Origin of the sequence: Blastopirellula marina DSM 3645, assembly GCF_000153105.1 — a bacterium.
GTDB classification, from domain to species: Bacteria; Planctomycetota; Planctomycetia; order Pirellulales; family Pirellulaceae; genus Blastopirellula; species Blastopirellula marina.
This window is the reverse complement of record NZ_CH672377.1, coordinates 736,168-748,253: the sequence shown is the minus strand read 5'-3', so window position 1 is coordinate 748,253 and position 12,086 is coordinate 736,168. Positions and strand designations below refer to the sequence as shown.

The 12,086-nt window shown below is 60.8% G+C and carries 5 protein-coding genes; all 5 read left to right on the top strand.

Going from position 1 to position 12,086, the window contains the following annotated elements; all coding sequences use genetic code 11:
• Window positions 1-89 precede the first annotated feature (89 nt).
• From DSM3645_RS22090 to DSM3645_RS22070, 5 genes are read left to right on the top strand one after another with little or no spacing between them, the layout of a single operon-like run.
• On the top strand, window positions 90-1,250 hold the full coding sequence (locus tag DSM3645_RS22090; protein ID WP_002654815.1) for a hypothetical protein: 1,161 nt from the start codon (window positions 90-92) through the stop codon (window positions 1,248-1,250).
• Between the two features lie 35 nt (window positions 1,251-1,285).
• Window positions 1,286-3,817 (top strand): BatA domain-containing protein, encoded by a 2,532-nt coding sequence (locus tag DSM3645_RS22085; protein WP_002654814.1) that lies wholly within the window; start codon window positions 1,286-1,288, stop codon window positions 3,815-3,817.
• Window positions 3,818-6,310: a hypothetical protein gene (locus DSM3645_RS22080; RefSeq protein ID WP_002654813.1), complete on the top strand. Its 2,493-nt coding sequence runs from the start codon at window positions 3,818-3,820 to the stop codon at window positions 6,308-6,310.
• Window positions 6,307-7,998, top strand: coding sequence for a hypothetical protein (locus DSM3645_RS22075; RefSeq protein ID WP_040352923.1), 1,692 nt, complete (start codon window positions 6,307-6,309; stop codon window positions 7,996-7,998). The genes DSM3645_RS22080 and DSM3645_RS22075 overlap by 4 nt, the downstream gene beginning before the upstream one ends.
• Window positions 7,995-12,026, top strand: a complete 4,032-nt coding sequence (locus tag DSM3645_RS22070; RefSeq protein ID WP_040352922.1) for a hypothetical protein — start codon at window positions 7,995-7,997, stop codon at window positions 12,024-12,026. The genes DSM3645_RS22075 and DSM3645_RS22070 overlap by 4 nt, the downstream gene beginning before the upstream one ends.
• The last annotated feature ends 60 nt before the right edge of the window (window positions 12,027-12,086 follow it).

Sequence of the window (12,086 nt, the reverse complement as noted above, 5' to 3'; positions counted from 1 at the left end):
GTCCTGAAGTCCAAAATTCTCCGTAACGATTCGGCGATGTCCTTACATACCATGGAAAGAGCTATTTTTTCCTGATTGTTGGACTTGTCGTGCGAGCTTATCCCATCTCACCCCCGCGTTTCGCTGGTTGGCTCATTGTCGTAATCAGCCTGGCGACCACTCCTCAGTTTGCCGCCGCGCAAGGGGAATGGGAAATGACGCCAGAGAGCGAAGCCGCGCTCGAGCGCGGTCTGGACTGGTTGGCCAAGAACCAAGGTCCGAGAGGAAACTGGGAATCGGACGATCTGGGACTGGTAGGGATGGGAGCGTTGGCCTTTCTGGCCGATGGACATGCGCCCGGTCGCGGCAAGTATGGCCGTACCGTCGAGCGCGCGGTCGAATATCTGCTGACCAACGCCAAACCGTCGGGGCTATTGAATGTCGCCGACGCACAGCGCGATATGTACAACCATGGGCTGGCGACTTTCGTGCTTGGTCAGGCTCACGGTATGACCGGCGATCCTCGGATCAACTCGGTGCTCGATCGCTCGCTAAAGCTGATCGCCAATACGCAATGCGAAGATGGGGGTTGGGATTATCGTGCTCGTCGGCAAGACCATGGTCACGATTTGAGCCTGGCCGTGATGCAAGCCAAAGCGCTGCGCAGCGCTGTTGATAGCGGCTTGGAGGTTCCACCCGAGGTGATTCAGATGGCGATCGCGAGCGTGCGTGACCACTACGAGCCGGAAGGAATCTCACGCAACTCTCCAGAAACCGAACAAATGAAGCGAGCCGGTCAGTTCACCTACTCGCGCAACGGCGGAAAGTCGTCGACCGCGATGGCCGCCGCCGGAGTCGTTTGCCTGCAGGAGTTTGGCCAATACGACGATTGGCGAATTCGCAAAAATCTGGACATCATCAACATCAAGATCGAAGAACTGAAAGGCAAAGAAGAACGTCACAACGGCAAGCTGCCGTTTGACGCCTACACGATGTACTATGTCGGTCAGGCCTTGTATCAGGTCGGGGGCGATGACTGGAAAAAGTCATACCCGATTCTTCGTGATCGTGTCGTCGGCAGTCAGATCCTGCGGGCCGATATTCCTCGCGAGCATGGCAAATGGGGCGCCGGGGCCCATCTGGGCGGCATGCCCAGCGACCTGTACGGAACCGCGGTGGGTTGTTTTATCTTGGCGATGCCGAATCGCTATTTGCCGATTCTGCAAGAAGGCCGCATTGAAGGCTTGTCACAGCAGTTTAACTCGAACTAGCACTTCTCTCCTTTGGCTTGTCACAGGCGGCGCTGATGAACTTTCTCCCTTCACTCACGGCAAGCGGTTTCGCGATCGCGGGACTGATGTGCGCAGCGGGGCCGATCATCATTCACTTGATGAATCGTCGCCGATTTCGCACGGTGCACTGGGGAGCGATGGACTTTTTGCAGCAAGCGATGAAACGCAATCGCCGCATTTTGCAACTGCGAGATATCCTGCTGATGATCTTGCGCACCGCCGCCGTCTTGTTGTTTGGACTGGCGCTCGCACGTCCTTTTCTCTCGGTCGGTGCAGCTGATTTTGACGCGTCTCAGCCGCTGCATGCGGTGCTGGCGATCGACAACAGCATGAGCATGGGGATCGAATCGCTCGACGGAACCTTGCTCGACGAAGCAAAACGTCAAGCGATCGAGTTTCTTGATCAGCTTCCGCCCGGCAGTCGCATCAGCGTGATCGCCGCTTGCGGATCAACCCGCACGCCGGCCGTGGACCCTTATCGAACGCGCGAAGACGCCGCCGCCGCTGTCTCGGCGATTGACCCGACCGATCGCGCGGCGGATGTCATCGCCGTCGGCAATCAAATCGCGGTCGCCGCCGCGCGCACGCCGCAACTTTCACCGCGGGCGATTTTCTTTACCGATCAACAAGCGGGCGCCTGGGAAGACTTGCGATCGCCTGCCCAATGGGAACAGTTTCCGTCGCTGCAAGTGGTCGAGGTCGGTACGCACGATGCGACCAATAGTTGGATCTCAGGCTTTGAACTTCAAGACGCGCTAGCCGACGTCGATACTCCGTCGACGTTTGTGGTCCGCGTCGCGCATGCCGGCACATCCGCTCGAGAAGACGTGCCGGTCGTCTTTCGCGTCAACGGAGAAGAAGTTGACTCGCAGATGATTTCGCTCGAGCCCAACGGAGAGCGCGAGCTAACGTTTGAATATCTGTTTGACGGAATGGCGATTGAACCGGGTCAGTCGACGTCGGTCGCGGTCGAAGTTTCGCTTCCGCCTGATCGCTTGCCGGCCGACGACTCGCGTACGATTGTCGCATCAGTCGTCGCGGCCCTGCCGGTCGTCTTCCTCGATTCGATCTCAGAAACGGACGAAGATCCCCGTCGCAATCGTTATGGCGAAACCTGGGCGCTGCGTCGGTTGCTGGCGCCGGTCACAAGTCGCCGCGAAGAGCAACGTCAATTGATTCAGGTCCGCCATCGTCGGCTGGAAGACTTGGATGCTCCCAGTTTACGGGCGCTGTTAGAAGACGCGCGCCTGGCGGTGTTGGGCGGAATCGCCGAGCCGCCGGAGTTCGCCGTCGACGTGCTGACCGAATTTGTGAATCAGGGAGGGCAACTCGTCATCACGGCTGGTGGAGAATTTGATCCGGCGCGTTGGACGCAAGTTGCGTGGCGCGAGGGGGCGGGAGTATTACCGGCGCCGCTCGACCCGATTCCGTTTGGCGTTTCGCTAGACGCCAACGTGGATCGCTTAGAACCGTTCCGCTTGTCGTATGACAGCATGAAAGACAACGCTTACTTTCAACTCTCGGGGCTATCCGACTCGCAGTTGCTTGATCTCTATGCCGAGCCTCTCTTTTTCAAATCCATCACTCCGCGCGTCGATGAGACGACGATGGCGGCGGTCGAAAAAGCGACGCGCGCCAAAGCGGGCGAACCGGTCAACGACGACGATATGACGACCGATCGCTGGCTCCTCTGGCGCAATGACGTCACGCGTACGACCCGACTTGCGCAAGTCACAGAGAAAGAAACGGCGGAGAGCGAAGTCGCGGAAACAGCAGCCGACGATTCGACCGAGAGCCCAGAGACGCCGTTCGATCGGCGCAACTTGCCGCGCGTCTTGGCCCGGTTCGACAATGATCTGCCGTTTCTGGTGGAACGCCAAATCGGCGATGGCCGCGTTCTGCTGGTTTCGACCGGCATTGATAACCTGTGGAATACTTTGCCGCGCACCAACGCCGTGTTGATCTTTGATCGCTTGTTGCGGGGAATGCTGGAGACAACGCTGCCGCAGCGAAATTTTTCGGCGCTCGCGGAAGTATCGTTGCCGCTGGAATCGGCGTCGACGACGACGATGGTCGAATTGACTCGCCCCGGCGTCGACGGTTCGGAAGAACTGCCGATCGGCTTTTTGGACGATCAAACTCGCGGCGTGACCGTGCCGCAATTGCTGCGCGGCGGCGAGTATCAATTGAAAGTCAGCGAGCGACAACTCAGCAGCGATCCGACCCTTTCCCCAGAACCGCCGCAGACGTTGATCCTGGCCGTGCAGCCGCATGCGGCTGAGTCGCAGATTGATCGTTTAACGCGTGAAGATTTTGAGTCGCGCGGACTTGATGAAAAACTGAAATGGATCGCTTCGGGGGAAGTCATCAGTCTGGCCGGCGCCCAGATTCGAGGCCAAGACTGGTGGAAATACCTGATTGCTCTGGCGCTCGGTTGTCTGCTGATCGAGATGCTGTTGATCGCGCGGCCAGGCTGGGTCGATCGGATCTTTTCACGCTCGGCTGCGACCGACGCGACCCCGCTATCCGAGGAGGCTCGTTCCTAGATGACCGAAACGCTCGGCTGGCTATTGAACATTCGTAACGCGTCGTCGATCGACCACGTGCAAGTTTCGCTAGCGGCGCCATGGGCCAGCGGCAACGCCTTTTGGGTAATCCTAGGCTGCGCCGCGGCGTTTGCGGCGTCGTTGTGGTTTTACGCCAAGTTTCATCCTCGTTTGAGCGGATGGGCTCGCTGTTCGCTGGGCGCAGCGCGCGGCTTGCTGTTGGCGCTACTGATCTTTACTTTGGCCGATCCCATTTTGCAAGTCACCGCGACCAATGACCCGGAGCCTGTCGTGTACGCCGTATTCGACGGAACGGAAAGCATGACGATCGCGGACGACTTGCTGCCCGAAACGCGTGAGGCGCTGGCCGCCGTTGTAGGACTTCAGACGCAAGGGAGTTCTGCAGCGCTGGGGACTTCCGAGTCTGCGGTCGCCTCACGCGCCCAATGGTTGCAGGCCTATCTGCAAAACCCCGACGGCAATCTGCTGACTCGACTGGCCGCAGAGCGGGGAGTTCAGATCGAGCCCTTTATTTTCGACGGTCAAAACACCAGCCGTCTGCGCCGTCTGTTGCGAGCAGACGAGAAGTCGGACGCGACGGAGCTTGCGGACGCCGCGATCGAGTTAACGACCGAGGGCCGCGTCACTGCACTGGGCGATATGCTGCATGATCTATCGACGCAGCATCGCACCAGCCGCTTGGCGAGCGTCCTGCTCTTTAGCGACTTCGCACAAAACGCAGGCGCCCCGCCGCTCAACGAGTCACGCAGCGGTCTGAGCCCGGTCCAACGAGTCGGCGCTCCGATCTATACGATCGGCCTAGGCTCCCACTCGGCGGTCGATATTGCGGTCGACGTGCAGCCGCCTCCGAAGATGAAAAAAGCGGAGCGGGCCACGATCGCCGTGCGCGTCAATCAATCAGGCCTGACCGGCGAAACGGTTGACGTCAACGTCTATGCCGAACCGCTGGAGGGAGAGTCGCTGACCGGGATGTCGCGGATCACCGTCGGAACCGAAACGTTGCCCCTCGATTCCAGCGTGATGTATATCGATATGCCGTTCACTCCGGAACAGGCCGGCCGCTTTGCCTTTATCGCCGAAGTCACGCCGCAAATCGGCGAAGCGACTCTGGAAAACAACACGTCGGTTCGCGCGGTGAACATTATTGACGACTATCTTCGTTTGATGTTTGTCGAGAATGAACCGACCTGGGAGTGGCGCTTTGTCAAAGAAGTGTTCCATCGGGATCGCTTGGTCGGCATGCGTGGTTTTCGTACATTTCTCCGTTCCGCCGATCCCAAAGTGCGACAGAACAACGAATTGTTTTTGCCGACGCTGACTCCGCAGCGGAGCGAATTTTTCGCCAATGACGTGATCTTTCTCGGCGATATGCCTGCCGCGGCGCTTAGTGATCGTTTTTGTGAAATGACCAAAGAGTTTGTTGGGCAGTTTGGGGGCGGGCTGGTCGTGATCGCCGGTCCTCGCTTTGGACCGTCACAGCTCAATGGCACGGCGCTGGCCGATATGTTGCCGGTGAAGGTCGACGGATCGATGGCGCTGCGCGACGACAAAGAGTTTGAGCCGCGGCTGACGCCGCTCGGACTGCAAACCGACTTCATGCAACTGGGCGATACGAATGATCGCCGTGAGAACGTCGCCGCCTGGAAATCACTCGGCAAGCTTCCCTGGTATCAGCCAGTGCAAGGGGTCCACTCGCAAGCGACTGTCCTGGCCGAGCATCCGTTTGACCTGTGCTCCGACGGCAAGACGCCGCAGCCGTTGATTGCGATTCGTCGCTATGGCGCCGGCGAAGTCGTCTATGTCAGCTTCAACGAATTGTGGCGACTACGTCGCATGCACGGCGAAAAATATTATCGCCAGTTCTGGTCGCAGCTGATCAATCGACTGGGGCTGAGCCATGCGTTGGGCGCTCAAAAGCGATTTGTGGTGCGAGCCGAACGGGATCAGTATCTGGTCGATGAAAAAGCGTTGATCTCGGTCGAAGCGTACGATGAAAACTTTGAGCCGCTGTCGGCAGCTACTTTGGCTGGCGGAGCGCTGCAGGGCGAACTGGAAACGCCGGACGATTCGGGCCGCGCCATGTTGCCTCGCGAGATCACGATTCCAGAATTACGGACAGGCCGCTTTGAGATCCGTGTTCCCGTCAGTCGGCAAGGGCAATATGTGGTCCGTGTCAAAGACCCGGTGACCGACAAGGTCAGCGAGGTCCGTTTTCAGGCGACCGGCGCGTCGGCCGAGTTGCGCAGCGCCGTTCGCAATGTAAGTCTGCAAAATGATATTGCCCAGCAGTCCGGCGGAATTGCGGTGGAGTTGCAAGAGATTGACTCGCTGCTCGACAAAATTGAATTGAAGGATGTTCGCGAAGAAGTGACCCGCAACGAACCGCTCTGGGGGACGCCGCTCTGGTTCGTCTTGTTGGTCGGCCTGATGCTTGGCGAATGGTACTCGCGGAAGAGAGCGAATTTGGCATGACCCGCAGCAAACTAAATCAACTTCGTTGGCAATTGCAAAAGCTGCGACAGGCGCGCCGGAGCGTTCGCCTAGGTAGTGCGCTGGCCGTCATCGTCGGCAGCTTGCTGTTGGCGCTGTTGATCCTATTTGGACTCGATCGGGCGCTGGAGATGAACGTTGTCCAGCGCGTGATCGTCATGGGGATCGCCGCGATGACGTTGATCTGGGCCTGGCGCCGCTTCGCCGCGCCATGGCTCGGCAATCGCGAAACGATGCTCGATATGGCGATGATGGTCGAACGCCGTCACGGGATCGAAAGTGATCTGGTCGGCGCGCTGCAATTTGAAACGCCGGACGCCGCCAAGTGGGGCTCGCCCGAGCTGGAATCGGCCGTGATTGACTACGTGGCCGACCTCGGCGGCGACATTGACGTGTTCGACGGATTCGACAGTAGCCCGCTGCGTCGCCGCGCCATCTGGGCGATCATCATCCTGGTCATTGCGATCGGCGCGGTCGCGATTGCGCCGCGTCACATGATGACCTTTATGAAACGGCTGGCGCTGAGCGACGACCATTACCCGACCAAGACGACGATTGAGTCGCTTCGCATCGGCGGCGTCGATGTGGACCCTGCCGAGGCCGCCAAAACCGTGGTGAAGATCGGATTTGGACAGCCGTTTGACGTTCAAGTGCATGCCTCCGGCGTCTTGCCGCCGAGCGGCCAGTTTTCTCTTTCGGGAAAGAGCGGCGCCACGACGTTGGACCTGTTGCCGGAAGAAACCAGCAGCGACAGTGAGCTGAAAGGCCCTTATATCGCGACGTTACCTCGTCTGATGGAGCCGGCGATCTATCAAATTTCGCTCGGAGACGCCTGGACCGATCCGGCGCGGATTGAAGTGATGCCGTTGCCGACGATCGAGACCGAGATGTCCGTCACGCCGCCGGAATATGCCGCCGGACTCGAGAGCGACGACTCGGCGAGCGGACTTCAGCGCGCCGTTTTGGAAGGTAGTCAGGTTGACCTGCAACTGACCAGCAGCAAGCCGTTGGCCGTGGCGCGGCTGCATTTAACAATCGGCGCAGAGACCGAAACGATCGAGTTGGTCGCCGCCGACCAGCAGCGACTTGCCTGGAAATCGCCCAGCGGCGAAACGCCGTTCTCGAGCGTTGCGGCGCCGATTCGATTTGAATTGGAAATGCAAGACGAAGATGGCCTCTCGCCGCAGTTTGTCCCTCGCGGCTATTTACGCCTGAAAAATGATCGTGCTCCGCAAATCGCCGCCAGCGCCATTCATCGCGTCGTGTTGCCAACGGCGACGCCGGTGATCGCGTTCCGCACCAGCGACGACTATGGAGTTGCGTCGGTAAAGCTGCGTTTGAAAATCGAACGCGGCGATGCGGAACTGGCGGAAGAATCGTATGAAATGCTCGACTCGCCGCTGAAAGCGAACCAGCTTCCTTACTCCGGCGACTTCGCACTACCGCTGTCGGCGCTGAAGCTGGAAAAGGGAGATCGTCTGAGCGTCACCCTCGAAGCCCGCGACTGGCGCGGTCGCGGCGAAGGCGCTGTCGCCAACAGCGAACCGCTGGTGCTGGAAGTATCGGATGAAAGCGGAGTGCTGGCGGCCATCTCGGAAGCGGACCAGCGGTCGGAAGAACAACTCACCGAAATCATCAAACGTCAACTCGGAATTGGAGAGGCGCGATGAGACAATACCTACGAACTGCAATCACTACGGCGATCGTGCTGACCGCGACATCGTTCGCTGGCGCACAAGAGTTAAACTCGACCACCTTGCGACGACGCGAGCTCGCCCAGGAACGCGCGCAGGCGATGGCCCGCGATCTGGTCACCAGCATTCTTGATATTCAACTGCGTCAGTTTGAAGAGAACGGCTTGGCCAAGATGCCGGTCTATGTCGAAATCAAAACGATGCGGGACAACGTCGACGGCTTGGTCGGCGCCGAGATGCAGACGGTCGTCGAATTGCTCGTTCAAGCGCAAGAAGGGGATCAGCCGACGCGTCTGAAGCACTTTAACGCTGCGCGTGATCAAATCCGCGAAGTAGTGCTCGCACTGATGGCCGAACGGCAACGTCTGTATCGACGCTTGCAAATCGCCAAGCTGGCGGCGCAGGTCCGCGAGCTGATCGCGATCGAAGAGAAGACCCGCGACCGCACGGTCGGTCTGCTCGATCAGCCGATGCAGCAGCGCGAATCGATCGCGCTCGGCGTGATTCAAGATCAGCGCGACGTGGCGGGTCTGTTTGTGCGACTCGTCCATGACCTGGGAGAAGTCGCCGCTTGGGGCGGTAAAGTAGGCGCCGGCGCAGCCGATGGAGTTCGCATTCTGAAAGCGGCGGAAACCGGCCTCCATCTCGACACGGCGGACAAGAATCTCTCGACCGGACAATACTCCGCAGCAGGCGAAGAGCAGACCGAAGTAGTCAAAGGGCTGAAACGTCTGCTCGAAAAGCTAGAAGAGACGCGCGGCCTGATCAGTAGCGATCGGGATGCGGCCCGCAAGCTGATTGAACAGATCGCCAAGAAGCAGGAAAAGCTGCGTGAAACGACCAAAGATACCGACCTGACGCAATTGACGCCCGACGCGTTGACCGAGGCGCAGGAAGAAATTCGGAACGACCTAGGCAAGTTGGCGCAGCAGTTGGAAGAGTTCGAGCCGCTGCAACCCTTGTTAGAACAGAGCAAAGCGTCCGCTCATGATGCGGTGGCCGAGCTGTTTGAAGGAGATCAAGCCGAAGCGCTGGCCGATCAAAGCGAGGTCTTAGGCGCGCTGGCCGAGTTAGCCCATCAACTCGAGTCGGCGGCGCCCAAGGATGACGCAGAGAAGAGCGCCGACGAATTGGCGGCCGAGGTGAAGAAGTTAGAAGAACTGCAAGAGAAGTTGGCCGCAACCGCTAAAGAGCAAGCCGCAGCGGAAGAAACGGCGATGAAGGATCCCGCCGCCGCGCAAAAGGAAGAAACGCGCGTCGCGGAAGAATTGGCGCATTTGGCCGATGACGCGTCGCCGGCGCCGGTTGAATCCCGCCTGCTGGACGCCCAAGAAGCGGCGACGGAAGCAGCGGATGCGCTAAAGATGGCGCAAGCCGACGCGTCGCCAGAAGCCCAGCAATCGGCCCAAGAAGCGATGCAGCAAGCGTCGGAAGCGATTGAGAAAGCCCAGGCCGAGACCGCCGCACAACTGGCCGATTTGAAGCGGAAGCAGCTTGCCGTGGAAGTGGGCGAACTGGCGCGAGCGGCCGAAGCGCTCGAACGCGCCGCCGCCGCCGAACGGGATGTCGCAGCCGACGCGCAAGCCGCAGCTACGATGCCAGAAGAAGAAGCGCAAGCGGCCGCGGCCGAGCTGGCCGAGACGCAAAAGCAAGTGGAGAAGGTCGCGAACGATGTTTCCGCCGGCCTTGAACATACGGCGCCCCAAGTCGCCGAGGTGCTCAAGAAATCGAAACCGGCGATCGCCGCAGCGGCGAAGGATCTGGCCTCCGCCGCCGATCCCAAGAACGCCGACAAGGCGACGCCGCAACTGCAGAAAGCCGCCGAGGCCGCTCAATCTGCCGGTGAATCTCTGAAGCAAGCAGCCGCCGAGCTGCGCAAGGAAGCCGGCAAAGCGGCGCAAGAGCTGGCCGAGATGACCGGCCAACAACTGGCGCAAACCAGCGCCGCCAAGGAAGCCGTCAAGCAGTCGCTCGACAACGCCGCTTCCGGCGACAATCTAGAGCAACTTCAAGCCGCGCAAGAGAAGATTGCCGCCGCGCAAATGGAGCAGATGAAAGCCGAGGGTAAATCAGCCGCCGCAGCAGCGCAGCAACTCGCCCAAGAGATCGGCAAGCTTGCCCAGATGCAACAAGCAGCCGACGCCGCCGCCGCCCAGTTGAGTCAAGGGAAAGCGAACTCGCCGGTCGACGCCGCCGCCCAGCAGCAGCAAGTCTCCGACGAAGCGGAGGGGCTCGCCCAACAAACGGACGGCGCCATTGCCGAAGCGCTGCAAAACGCGGAGAAAGCCGCCGCTGCCGCCGCCAAAGAAACGCTCAGCGGCGATCCCAACAAAGCGGCCGCGGCTCGCGAAGAAGCTGCCGCTCAACTTGCGTCGGCGCAGCGCAAAGCACAGCAGATGGCGGCCGAGAAGTCGGCCGAGCCGGCGGGGCAGACCGACGCCGCCGCTCAGGCGAAAGCGGCTGATCTCGCCGCCGAAGCGGCCCAGTTGGCCGCAGACGCCGCGCCAGAAGCTGCGGCCGCCGCCCAACAAGCGGCCGACGCAGGCGAAGCGGCGGCGAAGAATCTCGCCCAAGGCGAACCGGAAGGCGCGGCGCAAAGCCAGGCCGCAGCGGACAAGTCGCTGGGGGACGCCGCCCAAAAGTTGGCCAGCGCCATCGACCAAGCCGCCCAGCAGTTGGCGCAAGATCTGGGCAAGCAATCGCCGCAACTGGATCAACTCGCCCAGCAAGCTGGCGCCGTCGATCCCAACGCCGCGTCGGCGCTTCGTCAGGCCGAGCAAGCCAGTCAAGCAGGCGCCGAAATGAACAGCCCGCAGGCAGATTCTCCCGCGTCCCCTGCTCCCGGCGAAATGCAACAAGCGGCCGACAGCGCGCAGCGCAGCCTGCAACAAGCGGCGGCCGCGTTGACCGCGCGAGAGCAACAGTTGGCGCGTGACAAATCGATCGCCGAAGCGCTGGCCGCGCTCGCTCAGCAGCAGCAAAATGCGCGTGACGAAATTGACCGCCAGGCCGATGCGCTCGCCGAAAACATGCCGAGCCCGCCGCAGGGCGAAGCGGCGGAAGGTCAAACGACTTCGCCGATATCACCCGCTGCCGCCGCCGCGGCTCAGCAACTTGCAAACGCTTCACGCCAATTTGCCGAAGCCCAAACCGCGACCGGACAAGGCGCCCAGCAGATCTCAGGTCAGCAGGAAGTTGCGAACCAGCCGCTTCGTGAAGGTCTGGAAGCGGCTTCCCAGTTGCCGCTGCCAGAGCAGTCTTTGGCGCCTGCGCCGCCGGCCAGCGATCTCGCGATGGGCGAAACCGGCGGGGAGATGAACTCGTCGGCCCAGTCCCCCGGCGGCGAAGGAAATCAACCGGCTTCCAATAATCAACCACTGGGCCAGCCCGCCCAGGGGCAAGGTCCCGGGGAGCAAACGGCCTCGGGCGACGCTTCGCAAGCAATGCCAGGCGCCGGGCCCGACTTGGGGCCGACCAGCAGCGAACTAGGAACCGGACTCGTACCGAACTCGCCGCAAGCGACGGCTGACGCGATCGCCGGCGGCCAGGCGGTCCAACAGGCGCTGCAAGCGATGCCTGCAGCGCCGCAGGCCGGGATGCCGGGCCAAGTCGCCGGTGCGCCGCGACCCGGTGTGGGGGATGGCCCCACGGCGCAAGCACCGGCGCCAGCGGCCGCCAGCGCCGCGACACCAGGTCAGCAACCGCAGCCAGGCGCCGCGTCAAGCGTCGCCGCGACAGGCGGAACGTCGCAGGGAGGGGAGCAAACGCAAAACCAGGATGGCGCCGACATGCCGCTTTCCCTCTCGCCGGAACCGGAAGGGGGCGATTCGCGGGGACGCGAAACTGCCGGGGATAGCGACGCCAAGTCGCGACGCTTCGACAACGAACCATGGTTCGCCAAGCTTCCTCCGGGATTGCAAAAAGCGATTCAAGCGGGTGCTCGGCGTGAACCACCGCGCGGATATGAGCAGCGACTCCGCCGTTACTTTGAGAACATCGACTAACAAACCCACAACGCAAATACATCTCCAACGGCGATTTCCACGCCCAAAATTTGAGGAGCT

Coding starts and splice junctions, on each gene's coding strand:
- DSM3645_RS22085 (WP_002654814.1), top strand. CDS start 1,286: ATGAACTTTCTCCCTTCACTCACGGCAAGCGGTTTCGCGATCGCGGGA.
- DSM3645_RS22080 (WP_002654813.1), top strand. CDS start 3,818: ATGACCGAAACGCTCGGCTGGCTATTGAACATTCGTAACGCGTCGTCG.
- DSM3645_RS22075 (WP_040352923.1), top strand. CDS start 6,307: ATGACCCGCAGCAAACTAAATCAACTTCGTTGGCAATTGCAAAAGCTG.
- DSM3645_RS22070 (WP_040352922.1), top strand. CDS start 7,995: ATGAGACAATACCTACGAACTGCAATCACTACGGCGATCGTGCTGACC.